Origin of the sequence: Cytobacillus sp. FSL R5-0569 (genome assembly GCF_038007265.1) — a bacterium.
GTDB lineage: Bacteria > Bacillota > Bacilli > Bacillales > Cytobacillaceae > Cytobacillus > Cytobacillus kochii.
On sequence record NZ_JBBOWW010000001.1, the window covers coordinates 882,498 to 905,049 of the forward strand.

A 22,552-nucleotide genomic window follows, 5' to 3' on the forward strand; every position below is an offset into this window, starting at 1 on the left:
TAGAACGTATGTTTGTGTTACCTTTTAAAAAAGGAGTGATATATAGTGACTGCATTAAATATAGCAGAAAGAATGAAGGCGTTACACATACAAGGATTAACAATAACAATGATTAAAAATAAGAAAATCTTTCAAAGTGAATATGGAGTGCGTAATAAACACGACCAATTTCCTGTTATGGGAAATACGATGTTTAATGTGTGCTCTATAAGTAAATTGCTTACTACGGTCTTAGCTTGCAAACTAATAGATGAACAGCTCCTCCAACTAGATACACCAATAAATGAAGTGGTCACAACATGGACAATACCCTCTAATACACCTTCAACCACACTCACCCTTAGACAATTATTAAGTCACCAATCAGGTATCATTGATCCGCCAAATAGTTTTTTACCCTATCAAAAACGTTGGGGTTACCCTACAGTAGAACAACTTTTTCTTGGGAAAACTGAATATTGTCGAGAGCCTATTATCAGACAAGAGAATCAGGTGGGGAGATTTCATTATGCAGATGCTAATTTTTGCTTGATAGAGAAGTTAATAGAGGGAGTGACAGGTAAATCTTTCACACTATTAATGGAAGAGAAGATATTCCAGCCACTAGGTATGACGTGTAGTACCTATGAGATTACTTATGCGAAAAATATTTCTCAAGGACATGATAGGAACGGAGCAACAGTGAAAGAGAAATACCCACATTATCCTTATCCAGCTGCTTCAGGGTTATGGTCAACATCTCAAGACATTAGTATGCTGATGATTGAACTCATGAATGCAATCGTTGGTGATAGTAAGCTCGGCCTCTCACCCCTAACTATAAATGAAATGTTTACATCACAGGGTGAGTGTGAATGGTCAGGGCTTGGCTGCTTTTTAGGAAATACATCCAATGGATTTGAATTGAGTTCCCTTGGTTGGGGAGTAGGCTTTCAAAGTTTGCTTGCTCTATACCCGCAAAAGAAGGAAGGGATAATAATTTTGACGAATACTGAGCTTGGTATTCATCAAATGGATGGGCTCATCGGTGAAATTTATCGGGCATTTATAGGGAAAGAGTAAGAGAATAAATAAAAAACGTAATTTACCTCCAATAAATTTTCTAAGCATTAATCATAAGTAATTAATTTCGGAAAAGAACAAAAGAGCTCTGGGATAGAGTAACCTTCTTGGAATTTTTAGTGGTGATCATCTCGTGATGCTACTTTCTTTAATTAAAAAATAGCCCAAGTTGACAAGAATAATCACAACTTATTAGAGGGGGAGTATGCGCATTATCGGATGCTAGAACTTTTAGTAGTAATTATTATATATTGGTAAATTTTTTGATATTATCAAAGATGTTTTTGCGTTTTTTAAAGCTAATAGCTTAAGGTAAAAAAATATAAAAAAAGAAAAATATACAATTGATGGCATTTTTTTCTTGTGTTACAATATGTTGGTTGTGAAAGGAGAGAAACGAGATGAAAAGTAAACAAATTAAACAACTTGCTCTCGCATCATTGCGAGACAATTGGGGAAAGGGTGTATTGCTCTCATTCTTATATTTTCTAATTACGTTCATCCCCGAATTTATTATTGAAATACTATTAATTCCTTATCCTGAATGGGAGTATGCTGCAGGGTATAATTTAATTAGTATTGCAATTAGTATAATCTTAATTCCATTTGGTGTAAGTCTTTCATTGTCGTACATTACATTAATTAGAGAGTCTAAGCTTCCAGTGGAGGAATTATTTACAGGCTTTAAGTATTTGAGTTTCTTAAGAGCTTTGGGATTAACGATTTTACAAAGCATTTATATTTTCTTATGGTTCTTATTATTGATTATCCCAGGCATCATTAAGTCGCTTTCGTATTCTCAAGCGATGTATATTTTACGCGACCGCCCAGAATTATCTGTTAACAAAGCGATAACTGAAAGTCGAAAAATGATGAAGGGTCATAAGTGGAGATATTTTTGTTTGAACTTAAGCTTCATCGGTTGGGCTTTTCTATGTATCTTAACGCTTGGAATTGGGTTTCTTTGGCTTGGCCCATACTTTTTAACAGCGCATGCACACTTTTATGAAGATTTAAGAGACCGAGAAGGTGCTGTTGCTGTGAAGGAAGCGATTATATAATTGTTTAGAAGACCTTCATCTGATAAAGATGTTGGTCTTTTTATCTTTATATAATGTCTTGTATATACCTAAGGTTTTCTTTTTAAATCAATAGGGAACACTTTTAATCTGGATTCAGTGAGTATCTAGCTTTCTTTTTTTTGTGTAGAAGATGCTTTATAATGAATGAAGCCAAAGATAAACAATTAAGACAGGTATTTAGTGTAATTGCTTTTTTCTTTACCTGTTTCTATTATTAATGGATAGATATGAGCAATGAAGAAGGAGTTGATCTTAGTGATCAAACAATCAATCCTACCAGCTATTCGTAATATGAAGGATTTCGAGAAAGTCATCTCTTCGCAATATGAGTATATGATTTTACTGGATTCTCACATTACACAAATAAAAAGTGTTGTAGCAACAGCTAAGAAGCATAATAAAAAAATCCTCATTCATATGGATATGATTGATGGTTTAAAGAATGATGAAAGTGGCACTTTATTCGTTTGCCAAGAAATTAAACCGGCTGGGATTATTTCGACCAAGAGACAAGCGATTATTACAGCCAAGAAAAAAGGGGTACTAGCCATTCAAAGGCTTTTCTCCATTGATACCCTGGCGTTAGAGAATGGACTAGAGTTGTTGAAGAATACAAAGCCAGATTATATTGAAGTGTTACCTGGCATTATTCCAGAAATCATTCGCGAAGTTCATGAGAAAACGGATATAAAAATAATTGCTGGTGGCTTGGTGAGGGAGAAATCAGAGATTGAATCAGCCCTCGAATCCGGTGCTATCTCTGTTTCAACATCTAACAGGGATCTATGGGAGCTATAATTAACTGCGATCTTTTTCTACTTACAGCAGGTTGGTAGAAAAGGATGGCTTTTTTTATTACTGCAAAAAGATTGCATTTTCTATTCGCTGAAGAAATATAATGACTTGGAAGGGCGCTCATCTTCAGTCAGATTTGTTTACTTATCGACTCGGATTGCTGTGAACATGGGGATAAGTATCTTACTTGTTGTTAAAAACCGATCGGTCTGGTGATTTTTCTTTACATGTCTCTTATCTTATTCTTCTAAAAAATTTAATTATTTATTTGCAATCGTTTTCATTTTATTATAATATGGTTCGTACAAGTTAATTTATTTTGTCGGAGATTTAGAGAGGCATGCGAAATAACGTTTGATCGTTATTTTCTTTCGCATGCCTCTTTTTGTTTTCTCTTGAAAGGGTAATGTAAAAAGTAGTTTTATAGTCTATTAAATGATTAGGAGGATTACTGAATGTCTGATATTTTTATAGGAGAGCTAATTGGCACTTTCATATTAGTCGTATTCGGTGTTGGTGCTGGGGCCAATTTGAATTTAAACAAGACATTTGCTAATGGTGGTGGCTGGATTGTCACTTCGTTTGCATGGGGGTTTGCTGTCGCGTTTGGTGTCTACGTTTCAGATTTCTTTGGTGCGGGTGGCCATCTCAATCCAGCGGTAACATTGGCGGCAGCTTTAGCTGGTAGTATTGAGTGGGGAGTTGTTGCATATTATGTATCAGGACAAATGATTGGTGCATTTATTGGTGCAGCGTTTGTTATCTTATACTTCTATCCACACTGGAAAGCTACTAGTGATCAAGGCACGAAACTGGGCGTTTTCTCAACAAGCCCAGCAATTAAAAATACGCCATTTAACTTCATAAGTGAAGTACTCGGAACATTTATTTTAGTCTTTGGTTTGAATGCGATTGGGTTAAATTCATTTGCTGAGGGATTAAATCCTCTTATCGTTGGGTTCTTTATTGCCGCAATTGGTATGAGCCTTGGGGGAACAACAGGTTATGCGATAAACCCAGCTCGTGATCTAGGACCGCGTCTTGCCCATGCATTACTACCCATCCCAGGCAAAGGGTCTTCGGACTGGGGCTATGCTTGGATTCCAGTTGTAGGTCCATTAGTTGGGGCTGTTCTTGCAACATTTGTATTTCAATCTTTATTCTAATAAATAGGGGGATGCCGACATGACAAAAAAATATATCTTATCACTAGATCAAGGAACAACAAGTTCAAGAGCGATACTTTTTAATAAAGAAGGTCATATTGTAGGTGAATATCAACGAGAGTTTAAACAGCATTTTCCAAAGCCAGGCTGGGTTGAGCATGATGCGATGGAAATTTACGCTTCTATTCTTTCTGTTATGGCGGGTGTCATAAGTGAAAATAATATACAAGGCAGTGAAATTGCTTCTATTGGGATCACTAATCAAAGGGAAACAACGGTTGTATGGGATAAAAATACCGGTTTACCAATCTATCACGCTATCGTATGGCAATCCAGACAAACGAGTGAAATCTGCAATGAATTAAAAGCAAAAGGCTTAAATGATACTTTTCGTTCGAAAACGGGCTTATTAATTGATGCATACTTTTCAGGTACAAAAGTAAAGTGGATATTAGACAATGTTGAAGGAGCACGTGAAAAGGCAGAAAATGGCGACTTGCTTTTCGGAACGATTGATACATGGATTATTTGGAAGTTATCTAACGGTCAAGCACATGTAACAGATTACACGAATGCATCAAGAACATTAATGTATAATATTTACGATTTGAGCTGGGATGACGAATTATTAGATATTCTTACAGTTCCTAAGTCTATGCTGCCTGAGGTGAAATCCAGTTCTGAAGTGTATGTGGAAACAGCGAAAGAGATTTTTGGCGATATCACGATTCCCATTTCCGGTATTGCTGGTGACCAACAAGCTGCTTTATTCGGTCAGGCTTGTTTTGAGAAAGGCATGGCAAAAAACACGTACGGCACAGGGTGCTTTATGCTTATGAATACAGGGGAAAATCCAGTGCAATCAGAAAATGGTTTACTCACAACTATTGCATGGGGACTGGATGGTAAGGTAGAATATGCATTAGAGGGTAGTATTTTTGTTGCTGGCTCGGCTATTCAATGGTTGAGAGATGGCATGAGAATGATTAAGACTGCCCCAGAAAGTGAAGACTACGCAACGCGTGTAGAATCAACTGATGGTGTTTATCTTGTACCTGCATTTGTTGGACTTGGGACACCCTATTGGGAAAGTGATATTCGAGGAGCTGCTTTTGGAATGACGCGTGGAACGACGAAGGAACATTTTATTCGTGCCACATTAGAGAGCCTCGCATATCAAACAAAAGATGTGTTAACAGCAATGGAAAGTGATTCAGGTATTGAGCTGAAGAAGTTACGTGTCGATGGTGGCGCTGTGAAAAACAATTTCTTAATGCAATTCCAAAGTGATATACTAGACACTATTGTTGAACGCTCAGAAATTAATGAAACAACGGCTTTAGGAGCTGCGTATTTAGCCGGCTTAGCTGTTGACTTCTGGACAAAAGAAGAAATCATTAATAACTGGAAAATTGGAGATTCATTTGAAAATCAAATGGAATCAAGCAAGCGTGACGAATTATATAACGGCTGGAAGAAAGCAATTAAAGCAACAATCGCATTTCAATAAAACAAGTTAATATAAAATGTTGGAGAATGAGAGACCGCAAATCAACCCTGTACATAAGGGCTATTTGCGGTCTTTTCATTTATCCAAGGAAGGATGGATTATGATGAATAGAAACGCAAACTTAAACGAATTGAAAAACAAAAAATTTGATTTACTTGTACTCGGAGGTGGGATTACCGGAGCTGGAATTGCTCTTGATGCCCAGTCACGTGGCTTAGATACAGGGCTAATTGATATGCAGGATTTTGCTGCTGGCACAAGTAGCCGCTCAACTAAGCTTGTTCATGGCGGGCTACGTTATTTAAAACAAATGCAAATAGGCGTGGTGGCAGAGGTCGGGAAAGAAAGAGCCATCGTTTATGAGAATGCACCCCATGTTACCAATCCTGAATGGATGCTGCTTCCGTTAATTAAAGGAGGTACATTTGGACCGTTTACTACTGGTATTGGATTAAGGGTTTACGACTTTCTTGCAGGTGTTAAGAAGAGTGAAAGACGGAAGATGCTATCTAAAGAAGAGGCAATTAAAAAAGAGCCATTACTTGTAAAAGACACCCTGAAAGGTGCAGGTTACTATGTAGAATATAAAACAGATGATGCCCGTCTCACACTTGAAGTCGCTAAAAAAGCAGATGAACTCGGTGCAACCTTAGCAAACTATGTCAAAGCAGACGACTTTATATATGAAAATGGCAAAGTCATTGGTGTAAATGCAGTTGATGTATTTTCAGGCGAAGCTTTCCCTATTTATGCGAAGGAAGTTGTTAATGCTACAGGCATCTGGGTAGATGGACTAAGAAAAAAAGATGGCTCTCTAAGCGGTAAGAAATTATTTCATACAAAGGGTGTCCACTTAGTATTTGACCAAAAAGACTTTCCGTTACAAAACGCTGTTTACTTTGACACACCAGATAAAAGAATGGTATTCGCCATTCCACGTAACGGAAAAACATATCTAGGCACAACAGATACTAAATATGAGGGAGACCTCGTAAATCCAGAAATGACAGAAGAGGACCGTGATTATCTACTAAAAACAGTAGAACTGGTTTTTCCAACATTATCATTGTCTAAAGACCAGATTGAATCACATTGGGCGGGTGTTCGTCCACTCATCTACGAAGAAGGAAAAAAAGAATCCGAAATCTCACGTAAAGATGAAATATTCTATTCTGATACTGGGCTCATCACCATAGCAGGTGGCAAACTAACAGGCTACCGCAAAATGGCCGAAAAAACAGTCGATGTTGTCGCAGAGAGATTAGGAAACACCCAATCATGTCAAACAGATCACATCATTTTATCAGGCGGTGATGTAGGTGGTTCTAATGGCTACCAGTCTTTTGTGGAAGAGCAAATAAAGAATGGTACAGCAATCGGATTTACAGAACAAGAAGCAAAGCGCATAGTCGAACGCTATGGCTCTAATATCAAAAACGTATTTGAAATTGCTAAAAAAGCTAAGGGTGAGCATGATAAAGTCAATCTATCCCTTGAAGCCTATGCTACATTAATCTATAGCTTAGAAGAAGAAATGACCGAAACCCCAACCGATTATTTTATGCGACGCACAAGTGCCATATTGTTTAATAAACAATGGGCAATGAACTATAGTGAAGCAGTTGTGACATTTATGAGTGATTATTTTGCTTGGAATGCACAAAGGACAGAGAAAATGAGAGAAGAGTTGAAAGAGGAAATAAATAAGGCATAATCATAGAAAATCGTACGGCTTGAGCCGTGCGTTTTTTTTTTGAATTGGAATAAAGTTAGAAGTTTAAGGTTGCAATTATCAAGTTTGCTCACTTTTTAGTGGTTGTGTATTGATTACGACATGTCAAAGTAAACATGATCAGGATTTAAACGTGTGATTGAACATACTTAGGACACAAAGGATTATTTGCATGTCCACCTCTTACACCCTACTAAATTCGTTGGCGAATGATGTACTATAAAAGATAAAATGGGCTTGGAAGATAATCCAAACCCATTTTGTATCTTAAATGTCTTATTAATCCATAATCGCTACTAAACGTCCTGTCACTTCATGACGTTCTAAACGAGCTAAACCTTCCCCAATTTCATCAAAGGTGATTTCAGTAATGGCTGGATCGATATCGCCTGAAGCCATTAATTTATATACTTCTGCAATATCGTATTTATCTCCACCAACACTTCCGAGTAGGCTTGCAGCTTTTAAGATAAGTGGATCAGTATTAATTGTAGATTCTAGTTTCCCCATACCTACTAATACAACTTTACCACCTGGTGCAACTATATCAATTGCGCCAGCTGTTGTGGTACCGAAGCCAGCATAATCGACTACTAAATCTGGTGCAATATCGGCTAATTCTTTAATATCTTCAAATACATCTTTTACACCAATTTCTTTGGCTAATTCACGTGCTTTAGGGCTTACATCTACTGCATACGTTTCAATGCCAGCCACAACAGCTGCACGAGCAGCAATTTGACCTAATCCTCCGATACCAATTACTGCTACTTTCATTCCTGGTTTAGCTTCACCACGTTTGAACATTGCGTGATAAGAGGTCATTCCTGCATCGGTGCCAGCTGCCGCTTGTGCATAAGTTACACCATCAGGAATGGGTACAAGGTCAATCGCGGGAGCAGATACTTTATTTGAATAGCCTCCATCATAACCATATCCAGGTCCCATACCAACTAAGCTAACAGGACAAACACCAACGCGGTCACCTACTTTGAAATCGGTTACACCTTCGCCAACTTCAGTAATCATACCTGCTACTTCATGTCCCATAATGATTGGTTTTTTCTCGATAATATCCATCCATTTTGGATCATGTAAAGCTCCTACATCAGAATGACAAAGTCCAGCTGCCTTCACATCGATAATTACACGACCCTCAGTTGCTACTGGATCTGGTTTTTCAACTACTTTCAATGGTACATTGGTTGCTGTAAATTCCCAGCCTTTCATATTAACCCCTTCTTTCTAAAAGTTTTACCATGGTTCCTACCTAGGATTTGCCGATTAAATTGATATTACAATTGTACATTGTCGACAATATAAATTATAACGCTATTTGTGTATTCTGTATACTGAATCAAAAATAGCAATATATTACTGGCTTTCCTCTATACTTACTTTTCTATAAGAAAAGTTTGTCACCAATGCAAATGAGAGAATATTATTTAAAATATTCTCACTATTTATTGACCATTTAGTTTATTTGTCTTACAATAATACAAAATGAGGAGGGATGAATTATGCGATTGAACACAGAACGAAAAGAAGAGCCCCTTTTTATAAAAGTCCATGAAAAAGACAATGTAGCAATTGTTGTTAATGCTGGTGGGTTAAAGGAAGGTACAACCTTTTCTAACGGGCTGGTTCTTACTAGTAGAGTACCAGAAGGACATAAAGTAGCACTTAAAGAAATAGCTGAAAAGGATGAGATTATCCGTTACGGAGAGGTGATAGGGAAAGCGTTGAAACCTATTAAGAAAGGAAGTTGGGTAGAAGAGTCAATGGTTGAGCTTCCTATTCCACCAGATTTACATAAGTTAAGTATAGCAACTCGTGTGCCTGATGCCCTCCCACCATTAGAGGGGTATACATTCCGAGGATTTCGCAATCCTGATGGAAGTGTAGGAATAAAGAATGTTTTGGGAATATCAACAAGTGTGCAATGTGTTGTAGGTGTACTTGATTTTGCTGTGAAGAGAATAAAAAATGAATTACTGCCAAACTATCCAAATGTAGATGATGTCGTAGCTATTAATCATCAGTACGGATGTGGAGTAGCCATTCAAGCGCCAGAAGCAATCATCCCGATAAGGACTTTGCAGAATTTAGCTAAGCACCCGAACTTTGGAGGGGAAGCTTTAATCATCGGTCTTGGGTGTGAAAAGTTATCACCATTAATGCTCGCACCTGATGGTAAAGATCGCGACATATTGTCTTTACAAGAACAAGCAGGTTTTTCAGATATGGTAACAAATATTATGAATATGGCCGAAGAAAAGTTAGAGAAACTAAACCTTCGCAAAAGAGAAATCTGCTCAGTAAGCGATTTAGTGGTTGGCTTACAATGTGGGGGAAGTGATGCTTTTTCAGGTGTTACAGCTAATCCTGCTGTTGGTTATGCTGCTGACCTTTTAGTAAGAGCTGGTGCTACAGTCATGTTTTCTGAAGTAACTGAAGTAAGGGATGCAGTCCATCTTTTGACACCTCGGTGCGAAACGAAAGAGATTGGAAACGCTTTAATTAAAGAAATGCAATGGTATGATGAGTATCTTCAAAAAGGTAAAGCAGATCGAAGTGCGAACCCATCTCCTGGCAATAAAAAAGGAGGCCTATCTAATATAGTAGAGAAATCATTAGGTTCAATTGTTAAATCTGGTAGTAGTGCTATTTCTGGTGTGCTCGCACCAGGAGAAAAAGCAACACAGAAAGGTCTCCTTTATGCGGCTACTCCGGCAAGCGATTTCGTATGCGGTACATTACAGTTAGCTTCTGGCATGCATCTACAGGTATTTACAACTGGTAGGGGCACACCGTATGGATTAGCAATGGCACCTGTCATAAAAGTATCCACAAGAAATGCTTTAGCAGAACAGTGGAATGATTTAATTGATGTAAATGCGGGAACGATTGCCACAGGTGAATCAACAATTGAAGATGTGGGATGGGAAATATTCCATCACATTATTGAAGTAGCAAGTGGAGAAAGAAAGACTTGGGCAGATCAATGGGGGCTTCATAATGATTTAGCTCTATTTAATCCTGCACCGATTACTTAATTAGATAAAAAAAACGAACCCAGTACCGTTCTTTACATACGGTTTGGGTTCGTTTTTTATTCTAATACTTTTCCTTCAACAAACTTCAAATGATTGTACATTGCTTGAAATGCAGCCTGAGGATCTTTTTTCTTGAGTGCTTCATAAATGGCTTTATGATGTCTGATTGTTTTTTCTTTTTCTCGATATTTGATTTGTGCGTTGATTTTTACATGTGAGAGTAAAAGCGAATCAATCATTCCTTGTAAGACAGGATTATTTACACTAAGGGCTATAATTCGATGAAACATAAGATCATGTTCACCATACTCGTTGTCGACTGAATTTTCCATTTTGATAATTGTGTCATTCAAAGCTTCAAGAGTTTCATCTGTCATTTTTTCTGCTGCATATGTAACAAGACCTAGTTCTAAAGAGGTGCGTGCTTCAACGATTGCTTCAATATTGTCACTAACAAGGGAAAGCATGGTTGAAAATGGTTTATTACTTATACTCTCAGTAAAGTAAGTACCATCTCTCGTTTTTCTTTTTACAATACCAAGAGATTCCAGTGAAGTCATCGCCTCTCTCATGACGGGACGACTGACACCTAGAAGTTCCATTAATTCCATTTCCGGAGGTAGTTTGTCACCGGGTTTAAGTTTATTTGAAATTAATAACTCAATTATTTGTTCCTCTACTTGCTGAGCCAATGTTTTTCGTACGACTTGGCTACTAATTAAATCAAGCGCATCTTTCTTCACAATTGTCCACCATCCAAATTACAATAGTTTAATTAATCTAATTGTAATACAAATAGAATTAAAAGAATAGCAAGCCCTTTAGAAAAATAAATAAAAATTTTCAAAAAACATATTGTCAGTTAATTTAATTTGTCTTACAATTATACATAACAAATTGAAAGGGGAGGAATGAAATATGCATTCACCTAGAAAAGCACCTACAGGTATTCTCGGATTTCCTGTAGCTCCATTTGATGAAAATGGAAAGTTAGACGAAAAAGCGTTAGAAGTTAATATTCGATATTTGATTGAAGAAGGATTAGAGGCAATCTTTATCGCATGTGGGTCAGGAGAGTTCCAATCATTGAGTAAAGAGGAATATGAAATCATGCTTGATGTTGCCATCCAAGAAGCAGGTGGTAAGGTACCTGTTTATACAGGTGTAGGTGGAAATATTCAGGATGCCCTTTCATATGCGCGCTTATCAGAGGATAAAAAAGCAGATGGCTTTCTTGTATTACCTCCCTATTTAGCAGAAGGTGAACAAGAGGGATTATATGATTATCTGTATCAAGTAATCTCAGAAACATCACTTAATGCTATTGTTTATCAAAGGAATAACGCGATTCTACAACCTAGCACATTAGAGAAATTACTAGATTTAGAGCAACTGGTTGGCCTAAAAGATGGTGTAGGGAATATGGAACTGAATATTTGTTTAACCAATCGTATCGGTAAACGTTTAAGCTGGTTGAATGGCATGCCTATGGCTGAGGTAACAATGCCAGCTTATATTCCATTAGGGTTTGATTCGTATTCCTCTGCAATTTCAAATTATATCCCTCATATTTCTAGACAGTTTTATGATGCTTTGTTACAAGGGAAAAATGAAATTGTCCACGAGATATATAAAGATATTATTTTACCAATAAATGAGATCCGTAAGCAGCGAAAAGGCTATGCAGTCTCCTTAATTAAAGCAGGTATGGAACTGTCAGGGTTACCAGTTCAGAACAAGGTTCGTGCACCTTTCACACCTGTAGAACTTGAACATTACAAACAATTAGAAAGTATTTTGCAACGAGCAAAAGAGAAGTATCCAAAAAAGCAAAAGATTGTCAGGGGGTAAGGGAATGAGTACAGTGACAACGGCAAACTACTTAAATTATATTAATGGGGAATGGATAGAGTCGAATTCAAATGAAACAATTGAAAGTATCAATCCGGCGGCACCGAGTGAAATAGTTGGTGTGATTCAATCGTCAACAACAGATGATCTAGATAAAGCTGTTGAAGCAGCGAAGCATGCTCAGAAACCTTGGAGAAATTTAAGTGGTGCCCAGCGTGGTGAAATACTTTATAAAGTAGCTGGATTAATGGAGGAGCGGTTAGAAGAAATTGCTGAATGTGCTACGAAGGAAATGGGTAAAACACTTGCGGAGACGAAGGGTGAAACGAAACGTGGCATAGCGATTTTAAAATATTATGCAGGAGAAGGAATGAGAAAAGTAGGTGATGTCATTCCATCTACCGATAATGAAGCATTGATGTTTACGACAAGAGTACCACTTGGAGTTGTGGGCGTTATCACTCCTTGGAATTTCCCTGTTGCTATTCCAATATGGAAAGTGGCACCAGCACTGATATATGGAAATACAGTAGTCATTAAGCCTGCTAGTGAAAGCGCAGTTACTTTTGCGAAAATTGCTCAATGCTTTGCTGATGCAGGATTACCAAAGGGTGTACTAAATATGGTCACTGGCTCTGGCGCTGTAGTCGGTGGAGGGATTGCTAAACATCCAGATATAAAAGGAATTACTTTTACTGGGTCAAATGCAGTTGGTAAATCAATCGCACATGAGGCAATGAAACGAGGCGTGAAGTATCAACTTGAAATGGGTGGTAAAAACCCAGTAATCGTTGCCAAGGATGCTGATTTAGAGTTAGCAGTCGACGCTGTTATTAAAGGTGCTTTTCTCTCTACTGGACAAAAGTGTACAGCAACGAGCCGAGTGATTGTAGAAGAAGCGGTATATGATAGATTTGTAGAAAAATTGGTGATTGAAACGAAAAAGATTACGATTGGATCAGGTCTTCATGCAAGTAGTTGGATGGGACCATGTGCAAGTGAGTCGCAATATAAAAATGTATTACAAGCTATTCAAACAGGGGTAAGTGATGGTGCAAAGCTGCTTCTAGGTGGTAAGCCATATGAAGACAAGGAGAGTGGTGGCTATTTTGTCGAACCAACGATCTTTGAAGTAGCAGATCAAGAAATCGCTATTGCTAGAGAAGAGATTTTCGGACCGGTTATCGCTCTCATAAAAGTTTCGTCATTAGAGAGCGCAGTTGAAGTAGCTAATGATTCTGCTTATGGCTTAAGTGCTTCGATTTTTACGCAAAATATTACAAGAATGCTGAAATTTGTTCAAGAGATGGAAGCGGGATTGATCCGGATTAACGCTGAAAGTGCTGGTGTTGAATTACAAGCACCATTCGGTGGTATGAAGGAATCGAGTTCACATTCACGTGAACAAGGAGAGGCAGCAAAAGAATTCTTTACATCTATTAAAACTGTGTTTGTAAAAGGCTAGCATCAGGATGAGTGGGCAGCGCGACCTACTCATCATTTAAAAAAACAGTAGATTGTTTACGCTTACATTCAATAAAATAAAAGAGGGTGATTACCATGGCAGTCCTTAAATCGGAAAGACAAATAACACCAGCAACAGGAAAGAAAACAAAAACGAGATGGTTAATTGTTCTAATGATCTTTATTGTCACAGTTATCAATTATGCTGATCGTGCTACTTTATCAATTGCCGGTCCAGCGCTATCAAGTGATCTAGGTATAAATTCAGTGATGATGGGGTATTTATTTTCAGCATTTGCGTGGTCCTATGTATTAGGGCAGATTCCTGGTGGATGGTTGCTTGATAAATTTGGCTCTAAGCGTGTTTATTTTTGGAGTATTTTCCTTTGGTCTTTGTTTACTTTAGTACAAGGGTTAATAGGTTCATTTCAATCAGTCACAACAGTTGTTATCATTTTATTTGCCTTAAGATTTTTTGTAGGGTTGGCAGAATCACCATCTTTCCCTGCAAATAGCCGAATTGTAGCTGCATGGTTTCCGAGTGCGGAAAGAGGGACTGCCGCAGCAATCTTCAATTCAGGCCAATACTTTGCTACTGTACTATTCGCACCTATCATGGGGTATATCACCTTCACATTTGGTTGGGAATATGTCTTCTTTTTCATGGGGGCCATCGGAATCATTGTAGCCTTTGTATGGTTAAAAACGATATACAACCCAAAAGATCACCCTAAAATTAATCAAGCAGAGTTGGATTATATAAAAGAAGGCGGCGCATTAGTTGATATGGATACTGCGGCCAATCAAGTAGAGAAAAAGCAAGGGCCGAACTGGCAATATATAAAGCAATTATTAAGCAATAAAATGCTTCTCGGCGTCTACCTAGGACAATATTGCATAACGACATTGACCTATTTCTTCTTAACATGGTTCCCGGTCTATTTAGTGGATCAAAGAGGTATGAATATATTAGAGGCAGGTTTAGTTGCTTCATTACCTGCTATCTGTGGATTTATTGGTGGTATATTGGGAGGAACGTTCTCTGATTTCTTATTGAAGAAGGGTGTCTCGATAACGGCAGCAAGGAAAATACCAATTATTACTGGTGTACTTCTCTCTATGAGCCTTGTCATTGCTAACTATGTGACCACAGAATGGGTAGTTGTTTTTGTAATGTCCCTAGCTTTTTTTGGCAAAGGATTTGGGTCTCTGGGATGGGCCGTTGTTGCGGATACTTCTCCGAAAGAGATGTCAGGGGTGAGTGGAGGATTGTTTAATACTTTTGGTAATGTAGCAGGTATTACTACTCCAATCATTATTGGCTATATTGTAGGCACGACTGGATCTTTTAATATGGCGTTGTTGTTTGTTGGTGCGAGCGCTTTAGTCGCAATATTAAGTTATTTATTCCTTGTAGGTGAAATTAAGCGAGTAGAATTGAAGAAAGTTTGATAGGGGAGGAAGAAAGGTATGGAAGCAAATATAGTAGATAAAATGATAGCCAAAGAAGCACCTGTTATCACAAAAGTGGAGGTCATCCCTGTTGCAGGCAGAGACAGCATGCTCTTGAACTTAAGTGGCGCTCATGCCCCTTTTTTCACTCGGAACATCTTAATTTTGCATGATCATTCTGGCCGAATGGGAGTAGGTGAGGTTCCTGGAGGAGAATCTATTCGTCAAACGCTAGAAGCTGCAACAGAGATAATTATTGGGAGTTCAATTGGTGCTTATCAACAAGTGCTTAAACAGGTCAATGAAGCATTTGCTAACAAGGATGTAGCAGGAAGAGGACAACAAACTTTTGATTTGCGTACAACCATTCATGTAGTTACAGCTATCGAATCGGCGTTCCTTGACTTACTTGGTAAATATCTGAATGTACCTGTATCGGACTTGCTAGGAGAAGGTAGGCAGCGTGATCAAGTTGAAGTATTAGGCTATTTATTCTATATTGGTGACCGTCATAAAACAGATCTCCCGTATGAATCACCAACAAGCGATAATAATCGTTGGTTTCAGTTACGCCATGAAGAGGCCGTAACACCAGAGCAGGTGGTAGCCCTTGCTGAAGCCGCATACGAAAGATATGGATTTAAAGACTTTAAACTAAAAGGCGGCGTGTTTAATGGAGAAGAAGAAATGGAATCCATTATAGCCATTAAAGAACGCTTCCCTCATGCTAGAGTGACACTTGATCCTAATGGGGCTTGGTCCTTAAATGAAGCCATCGCATTATGTAAAGGGAAAAATCATATACTCGCCTATGCAGAAGACCCATGTGGGGCTGAAAATGGCTTCTCATCTAGAGAAATTATGGCTGAGTTTCGTTTAGAAACAGGCTTACCAACCGCAACTAATATGATTGCCACAGATTGGAGACAAATGGCACATAGTATTCGCCTACAAGCTGTTGATATACCTCTTGCCGACCCCCATTTTTGGACGATGCAAGGTTCTGTGAGAGTTGCCCAAACATGCAAGGACTTTGGCTTAACATGGGGTTCCCATTCTAACAATCACTTTGATATATCGCTGGCGATGTTCACCCATGTTGCAGCTAGTGCACCAGGGAAGGTAACAGCTATTGATACACACTGGATTTGGCAGGAAGGTCAGCATCTAACAAAAGACCCCTTCATAATAAAAGAAGGAAAAATCGAAGTACCAAAAAAACCAGGCTTAGGCATTGAGATAGATAGAGAGAAACTAGCAGATGCTCATCAACTCTATAAAACATACGGACTTGGCAGCAGAGATGATGCCAAAAGTATGCAATACTTAATTCCAAATTGGCAGTTTAATCCGAAGAAACCTTGTATGGTTAGATAAGGATAAATAAACGGTTCAGATAACACCAGGATTGTGTCCTGGTGTTTATTTAGCTTTTCTAAAACTTACTATTATGTAAGATCTAAGACCAATTGTGTACGATCAAATAAGTCTTGTCAGTATGAAGGCGATAAAGGTGAATAACTAGAAGGATTTAAGTGCTAGAGTTAAAGTAAATAAAAAAAATGAAAAAATATGACGAAATACATTTTAAATATTTAGAAAAATATGTATAATTACTAAGATAAAGGTCTTGGTAGTTAATCATATTTATAGTATTGATGTACTAGTCACAGTGAAAGGCTTGTGCTTGGGTTTGAGTCAATAGGTGGAGATACGACAAAATGTCTTTTAGAAACGATGAATATCTTTATTTCTTTTGATGAGAGTGTGAAGAGAAAGATAGAGATAAGTGAGCGGTGGGAGATGAGGGACTTTATTCGAGTATTAAAGAATAACGAACCATTTTATTTCTCACTTTTTATTTTAACATGAAGACAATGTCAGGTTGAGAATTTGTTCCATATGTTATAAGGGCTAAGATTAAAGGTCTTCATAGAACGCGTCATTTTTAAAAAGTAATAACACAGTTACGTATAGAGAAAGAGTTAGCGGAGAAATATCGAGATGAGAAGATGGTTCAACCATTAGTTGCCGACATGAATCAATGGGGGATAAAGGACTCTTCATTTCATTTTGGCCCCTGTTGGCAAAGAAGCAATGGCCATTAAACAAAGTCTAATCTATGAATATTGTTTATAAATCTCCTCTTTCAAATACGAAGCTCATAAAAAAAGAAATGGAGGGATTTAAGGGGTAGTTCGAGTATACAATATCCAGTTTGTAAGTCATTTAAAAGAGTATTGAAAGCAAGTAATCAGATGTTCTTCTTGATAATAACATGCATTGTTTTTGTAATCTCATTCTTTGGTTCGATAGACAAGGAGGTGAAGCTTAGGGGAGAGCTAATTAAAATAAAAGCACTCAAGTCAGTCCTGGCAGACATCGGACTTGAGCGCTGTGCAGTTGGTATACCAACATGATGTTAGTATACCCTTAATTTACTTAATTGAAAATAAGTAAATAAGAAAGGGGATAAAAATGTTAAACCATACTGATTATTTACTGAAGAGCAAAACGGAAGCTTTAAAAGCGATAAATGTACATAATAACTATATTCATACACAAGTAATCGAAGGAAAGAATACAACTTTTATTGTGGAAAAACCACCAATAGCCATTGTAAAAGACAGTTTGAGAGAGTATGGAATGACCTATAAAGGGGCTCTCCAAGCTGCTAAGTACAAGCTAGATAAAAAAAGTACACCGCCTATTCGTATTTGGGGGGCTCAGGATATGTATTGGTTCTATTTTTCATCTCAATACGATATTGATAATACATTTGTTTCTCTAGCACATATTCATGAAATGCAACCATTTAATAAAAATATGACAAAAATAATTTTAACAAGCGGTTATTATTTCAATCTTTCTATTAGCTGTAATAAAGCTAAGAAAAGGTGGGACCAAGCACGCCTTCTTCGTGGACAAATTCAAGATTCAATAAATAAGCAATCATTCGTTCCTTTAATGGAGCTCCCTGGAATGATTAGTGAAGAAAAGGAAGAGTATAAATCAGAATGATAATATACGTACGAAGGGTCAGTTCGAGAATCAAGGAGTTATTGCCATATAAGCAGGACAAGCAGTGAAATCGCAACTAATAAAAGAAGAATTAGTGATATAAGTAGGGTAACCAGTAAAATCGCAACTAATAAAAGAAGAATTAGTGATATAAGTAGGGTAACCAGTAAAATCGCAACTAATAAAAGAAGAATTAGTGATATAAGTAGGGTAACCAGTAAAATCGCTACTAATAAAAGAAGAATTAGAGAGATAAGTAGGGTAACCAGTAAAATCGCTACTAATAAAAGAAGAATTAGAGAGATAAGTAGGGTAACCAGTAAAATCGCTACTAATAAAAGAAGAATTAGAGAGATAAGTAGGGTAACCAGTAAAATCGCTACTAATAAAAGAAGAATTAGAGAGATAAGTAGGGTAACCAGTAAAATCGCTACTAATAAAAGAAGAATTAGAGAGATAAGTAGGGTAACCAGTGAAATCGCTACTAATAAAAGAAGAATTAGAGAGATAAGTAGGGTAACTAGTGAAATCGCAACTAATAAAAGAAGAATTAGTTATTAAGTAGGGTAACCAGTGGAATCACTACTAATAAAAGAATAATTAGTGATATAAGTAGGGTAACCAGTGGAATTGCTACTAATAAAAGAAGAATTAGAGAGATAAGTAGGGTAACCAGTAAAATCGCTACTAATAAAAGACTACCCTGCCATTGAATTCGCAGAAATGAGTAGCGCTAAAGCTAGTTCCGTGAATTTTGATTAGTATTAGCGTGAATCAATCTCGATTATGATAGATAGAAAGGAGACTTCTCTTGCCAACTTATAACAAACTAGTACGTGACAGAATTCCCGACATCATCCAAAAGTCAGGGAAATTATACAATACAAGAATACTATCTCACTCTGAATATACAATGGCACTTAAACGTAAACTTCAAGAAGAAGTGAATGAATATCTACAGGCAGGGCACTTGAAGGATCAAGGTGAAGAGCTAGCTGATATTCTCGAAGTCGTTTATGCATTATCAGAAGCTCAACAAATGTCAGTTGATGAATTAGATGCGATTAGAAGGACAAAAGCTCAACAAAGAGGAAGGTTCGAGTGTAGGGTGCTTTTGATAGATGTGCAAGAATAAGCTTATTATCATCTTTAAGGTAAAATCAATGGCATTACAAAAGGATACATAAGAAAGCACATGATGCATGCATCATGTGCTTTCTTAATATATGTGAAAAAATCTAACAAGTTATCCTATATAACAACCAACAAGTGCTTTTATATCCATAAAAAGTACCTGATAGCGCTCTCATAAAAGCATTGTAATAGGAAAATAATCTGAATTTTCTTGTTTTGTAGTGTTTTTATGTCACATTTCCTTACAAGTTTGTTGACGTTGCCTTTTATAACAAAGATAATTAACGACATATTAAAGACAAGGAAGTTGGGAGGTGTGTTTTTATTGAATTGAAGATGGCGGTTGTTGGTCCTGTTCCACTTGGTCAAGAGATTTGTCACATTGCCTCAGAGTTTGAGGGGATAGATGTGATTCCACTATTTTATGAATCTGCAGAACAATCACCAAGGTTGATTGAAAACTATAAATTCCCAGTAGATATGTATATTTTTGCTGGTCCTTCACCATTTCAACTAGCATTAAAATTTATTCCAAATTCAAGTATGGCTTATTATATTCCTTTTGAAGGAGCGGATATTTACCGATTACTTTTACAGGTATATGAGCAGTATAACCGATTTCCAGTCATTAGCTACGATATTGTAGATCAAGACTATTTAATAGAAGTATATGAGGAAAATAATCTGACTCTTATTCCTTATTTTTTACATTCTCACAAGGATGGTTTTTTAGATAGTAACGCTTTAGTCCGTTATCATTTAAAGTTATTAAAGAATCAACAAGTTGAAGTGATTGCAACGACAATGAACGCGGTTTATGAGCAGCTAAAGTCGCAGGACGTTCCCGTTTTCTTAATAAAACATACGAAATCCACAAACCGCGATATGTTAGTTAAGGCGATATTAAAGGAGCAAGACATAAAGAAAAAGGAGCTTCAGCTGACGGTATTACGTTTTGAAATTAAGGCGATAGGGGTCCATGATAAGCAGGCTGTAAAGGAAATGATTACTGAAATTATTATTTTCGGACAGAACTATTTATTGAGTACAAGTAATGTAGAGAATATGGTCGTTAGTTTGTTTTCAACAAGAGGTGTGTTTGAAAAGGTAAGTAAGGAGCGAACAGATTTTACATTTATTGAAGCTATGAATCGCAAGAAGCAATTGCTAGTTCACTTAGGGATTGGTATAGGCGATACAGCAGAAAGTGCTAATTTTAATGCACAGAAGGCACTTGAACACGCAAGTTCGAATGAGCGTGGAAGTTGTTATCTTATTGATGAGGATAAGAGAATTTATGGCCCGTTAGGAACAAAGGAATCAGTTAGTTATCCATTATTGTTCAGTAACCGAAAGAATATTACCTTAACACTAAGAAGATTATATGCATGGTTATTCTTGGTGAGAAAGACAAAGGTAACAACGCGAGATATTAGTATGGGCATGAATACGAGTGAGAGACATGCTTCGAGAATACTAAAAAGCTTATGTGATCAAGAGGTAGCAGAAATAACGGGAAAGGAGTCCATGAATCAAAAAGGAAGACCACGCCATATTTACTTCATTCATTTAGATAAATTAAAGGAAGCGGCGAATTAGAGGTGAGGAGGCTTAAACGGTAATGAAGAAGATGTACCACTATTTTATCCTACTATTATTTGTCACAACGTTAGCAGCTTGTACCACTATGCCTAGTGCAGCAAACAATGGAAAAACATATGGGAATGAATTAATCATTGGTATGGAATCAGAAGCGGATGTGTTAGACCCCCACCGGGCAGGGGGGTGGGTAACGATGAGGATTAACTATCAAATGTTTGAACCATTAATCGGGGAAGATTTGAGCAAATCTTCTGGTGAAGCATCTGTACCAGAGCTCATTCCAGTGTTAGCGAAGAGTTGGCAAGTATCTGAGGACGGAAAGATGTATACTTTCCACTTAAGAGAGGGTGTCAAGTTTCATGATGGGACACCATTTAATGCAGAGGCTGTGGATTTTAATATAAAAAGATTAACGGATGGGAATTTTGAATATTTCGATAAAATCGGGTCGAGTCGTACATTTAGAACATGGAAGTTTTTTGATAGAAGTGAAGTGGTGGATGAATATACCCTCAATATTCATTTGAGCTCACCTTTTTCTGAGTTTCCAAGAATGCTAGCTCAGATTAATTCATTACAAATTGTTAGTCCAGAATCGATCATTACATGGGGCAATGATAGCGTCGGGGAAAATCCCGTTGGAACGGGACCATTTAAATTTAATAATCGTAATCGTGGAGAGAATATAACGCTAGTAAAAAATAAAGACTATTGGGGCGAAAAAGCGAAGTTAGACACAGTTATTTTTAGACCAATGTCTGATCCAGCTAGTAGAGTATTAGCCTTGCAAAATGATGAAGTGGATATCATTGCTGTACCACCGCCTGATGGGATTGAAAATTTAGAAGAAAAAGGATTCGATATTTTATCGGGCACACCGCCACATGTATGGTACTTAACATTTAACTTTGATAACGAATATATGCAAGATCAAAGGGTTAGACAAGCGATTAATTATGCAATTGACCGAGAGGGAATTGCCAATCAGTTGTTAAAAGGAACGGTTTCTCCTGCCTATACCATACAATCTCCAGGGTCGGTGAACTTTGATCCGAGTCGTAAATGGTATGAGTATGACCCAGAAAAGGCAAAGGATTTATTAGCCGAAGCGGGTCTAGAAGATGGGTTTAACATGATATTACAAACTTCTGTAGATGGTTCGGGGCAATTAATGCCTGTTGATATTGCTGAATGGATTCAAAGAGATTTGAAAAAGGTAGGTATTGACGTCACATTGGATACGCAGGAATGGATTACTTATTTCTCAGGATATAGTTATGGCATGGATTCTTCTATTGCTATGAATCAAATGTCTGCTGGTAGAACATCGCCATTCTTTTTATCAATGGTCGCTCATTCGGACTTTGTTGCTCCCGGTGGCTTCAATTCAGGTAAGTATGCAAGTGCAGAAACAGATGAATTGTTAGACCGTGCGTCTACAGCAACAGACGATGTCGAGGCATTAGAAATATGGAGACAAACAGAAGAAAAGATTATGACAGATGCGGCTTTCGCACCAATTGTTCATGATACGGCACCTTATGTAGTGAATAAGCGAGTGAAAGGCTTTGTGGTTCCATCAGAAGAATGGTATACGCTCGCACCTGTTTGGATTGATCAATAAA

Annotated in this window: 17 protein-coding genes; 15 read left to right on the forward strand and 2 right to left on the reverse strand. The window is 37.5% G+C overall.

Annotation, left to right across the window (positions count from 1 at the left end):
- The first annotated feature begins 45 nt into the window (after positions 1-45).
- The 6 genes from MKX78_RS04645 to MKX78_RS04670 all read left to right on the forward strand — a co-directional run bounded on the left by MKX78_RS04645 (position 46) and on the right by MKX78_RS04670 (position 7,329).
- Positions 46-1,062, forward strand: a complete 1,017-nt coding sequence (locus tag MKX78_RS04645; RefSeq protein ID WP_307319039.1) for a serine hydrolase domain-containing protein — start codon at positions 46-48, stop codon at positions 1,060-1,062.
- A 401-nt stretch (positions 1,063-1,463) separates the two neighbouring features.
- Complete coding sequence (locus MKX78_RS04650) at positions 1,464-2,123, forward strand: DUF975 family protein (RefSeq protein ID WP_095370425.1); 660 nt, start codon at positions 1,464-1,466, stop codon at positions 2,121-2,123.
- Positions 2,124-2,399: 276 nt separating this feature from the next.
- The gene (locus MKX78_RS04655; protein WP_307319033.1) at positions 2,400-2,942 is read left to right on the forward strand and encodes a glycerol-3-phosphate responsive antiterminator; all 543 of its coding nucleotides are present in this window, start codon (positions 2,400-2,402) and stop codon (positions 2,940-2,942) included.
- A gap of 452 nt (positions 2,943-3,394) precedes the next feature.
- Complete coding sequence (locus MKX78_RS04660; RefSeq protein ID WP_341050019.1) at positions 3,395-4,105, forward strand: MIP/aquaporin family protein; 711 nt, start codon at positions 3,395-3,397, stop codon at positions 4,103-4,105.
- A gap of 19 nt (positions 4,106-4,124) precedes the next feature.
- A complete protein-coding gene (gene glpK / locus MKX78_RS04665) occupies positions 4,125-5,615 on the forward strand; it encodes a glycerol kinase GlpK (RefSeq protein WP_307319031.1) in 1,491 nt (496 codons plus the stop codon).
- Between the two features lie 100 nt (positions 5,616-5,715).
- A complete protein-coding gene (locus MKX78_RS04670; RefSeq protein WP_341054446.1) occupies positions 5,716-7,329 on the forward strand; it encodes a glycerol-3-phosphate dehydrogenase/oxidase in 1,614 nt (537 codons plus the stop codon).
- Between the two features lie 297 nt (positions 7,330-7,626).
- On the opposite strand, the gene MKX78_RS04675 is transcribed toward MKX78_RS04670, so the two are convergent.
- The gene (locus tag MKX78_RS04675) at positions 7,627-8,577 is read right to left on the reverse strand and encodes a zinc-binding dehydrogenase (RefSeq protein ID WP_095370421.1); all 951 of its coding nucleotides are present in this window, start codon (positions 8,575-8,577) and stop codon (positions 7,627-7,629) included.
- Between the two features lie 290 nt (positions 8,578-8,867).
- On the opposite strand from MKX78_RS04675, the gene garD reads away from it, so the two are divergent.
- Entirely contained in the window at positions 8,868-10,403 is a 1,536-nt protein-coding gene (gene garD, locus MKX78_RS04680; RefSeq protein ID WP_307319024.1) for a galactarate dehydratase, read from the forward strand.
- A gap of 56 nt (positions 10,404-10,459) precedes the next feature.
- Here garD and MKX78_RS04685 read toward each other — a convergent pair whose 3' ends face one another.
- Positions 10,460-11,146 carry a FadR/GntR family transcriptional regulator gene (locus MKX78_RS04685; RefSeq protein WP_341050023.1) on the reverse strand — a complete coding sequence of 229 codons (687 nt, stop codon included), beginning with the start codon at positions 11,144-11,146 and terminating at the stop codon, positions 10,460-10,462.
- Between the two features lie 175 nt (positions 11,147-11,321).
- Between MKX78_RS04685 and kdgD the strand changes: the two genes are divergently transcribed.
- The 8 genes from kdgD (at position 11,322) to MKX78_RS04725 (ending at position 22,551) form a co-directional block, all read left to right on the forward strand.
- Complete coding sequence (gene kdgD / locus MKX78_RS04690) at positions 11,322-12,254, forward strand: 5-dehydro-4-deoxyglucarate dehydratase (RefSeq protein ID WP_095370418.1); 933 nt, start codon at positions 11,322-11,324, stop codon at positions 12,252-12,254.
- A gap of 4 nt (positions 12,255-12,258) precedes the next feature.
- Positions 12,259-13,719, forward strand: a complete 1,461-nt coding sequence (gene gucD / locus MKX78_RS04695; protein ID WP_095370417.1) for an alpha-ketoglutaric semialdehyde dehydrogenase GucD — start codon at positions 12,259-12,261, stop codon at positions 13,717-13,719.
- Between the two features lie 95 nt (positions 13,720-13,814).
- A complete protein-coding gene (locus MKX78_RS04700; protein ID WP_341050025.1) occupies positions 13,815-15,170 on the forward strand; it encodes an MFS transporter in 1,356 nt (451 codons plus the stop codon).
- An 18-nt stretch (positions 15,171-15,188) separates the two neighbouring features.
- A complete protein-coding gene (gudD, locus tag MKX78_RS04705; RefSeq protein WP_233435307.1) occupies positions 15,189-16,547 on the forward strand; it encodes a glucarate dehydratase in 1,359 nt (452 codons plus the stop codon).
- A 1,101-nt stretch (positions 16,548-17,648) separates the two neighbouring features.
- Positions 17,649-18,191 carry a competence protein ComK gene (locus MKX78_RS04710; RefSeq protein ID WP_095370415.1) on the forward strand — a complete coding sequence of 181 codons (543 nt, stop codon included), beginning with the start codon at positions 17,649-17,651 and terminating at the stop codon, positions 18,189-18,191.
- 811 nt (positions 18,192-19,002) lie between these two features.
- Positions 19,003-19,326, forward strand: a complete 324-nt coding sequence (locus tag MKX78_RS04715; RefSeq protein WP_307317302.1) for a nucleoside triphosphate pyrophosphohydrolase — start codon at positions 19,003-19,005, stop codon at positions 19,324-19,326.
- A 329-nt stretch (positions 19,327-19,655) separates the two neighbouring features.
- On the forward strand, positions 19,656-20,924 hold the full coding sequence (locus tag MKX78_RS04720) for a hypothetical protein (protein ID WP_341050031.1): 1,269 nt from the start codon (positions 19,656-19,658) through the stop codon (positions 20,922-20,924).
- Positions 20,925-20,946: 22 nt separating this feature from the next.
- The gene (locus tag MKX78_RS04725) at positions 20,947-22,551 is read left to right on the forward strand and encodes an ABC transporter substrate-binding protein (protein ID WP_341050033.1); all 1,605 of its coding nucleotides are present in this window, start codon (positions 20,947-20,949) and stop codon (positions 22,549-22,551) included.
- The last annotated feature ends 1 nt before the right edge of the window (position 22,552 follow it).

Excerpts from the sequence above, each read along its gene's own strand:
- gucD (WP_095370417.1), top strand. The coding sequence starts at position 12,259 with ATGAGTACAGTGACAACGGCAAACTACTTAAATTATATTAATGGGGAA.
- gudD (WP_233435307.1), top strand. The coding sequence starts at position 15,189 with ATGGAAGCAAATATAGTAGATAAAATGATAGCCAAAGAAGCACCTGTT.
- MKX78_RS04710 (WP_095370415.1), top strand. The coding sequence starts at position 17,649 with ATGTTAAACCATACTGATTATTTACTGAAGAGCAAAACGGAAGCTTTA.
- kdgD (WP_095370418.1), top strand. The coding sequence starts at position 11,322 with ATGCATTCACCTAGAAAAGCACCTACAGGTATTCTCGGATTTCCTGTA.
- garD (WP_307319024.1), top strand. The coding sequence starts at position 8,868 with ATGCGATTGAACACAGAACGAAAAGAAGAGCCCCTTTTTATAAAAGTC.
- MKX78_RS04675 (WP_095370421.1), bottom strand. The coding sequence starts at position 8,577 with ATGAAAGGCTGGGAATTTACAGCAACCAATGTACCATTGAAAGTAGTT.
- glpK (WP_307319031.1), top strand. The coding sequence starts at position 4,125 with ATGACAAAAAAATATATCTTATCACTAGATCAAGGAACAACAAGTTCA.
- MKX78_RS04660 (WP_341050019.1), top strand. The coding sequence starts at position 3,395 with ATGTCTGATATTTTTATAGGAGAGCTAATTGGCACTTTCATATTAGTC.
- MKX78_RS04670 (WP_341054446.1), top strand. The coding sequence starts at position 5,716 with ATGATGAATAGAAACGCAAACTTAAACGAATTGAAAAACAAAAAATTT.
- MKX78_RS04700 (WP_341050025.1), top strand. The coding sequence starts at position 13,815 with ATGGCAGTCCTTAAATCGGAAAGACAAATAACACCAGCAACAGGAAAG.
- MKX78_RS04725 (WP_341050033.1), top strand. The coding sequence starts at position 20,947 with ATGAAGAAGATGTACCACTATTTTATCCTACTATTATTTGTCACAACG.
- MKX78_RS04650 (WP_095370425.1), top strand. The coding sequence starts at position 1,464 with ATGAAAAGTAAACAAATTAAACAACTTGCTCTCGCATCATTGCGAGAC.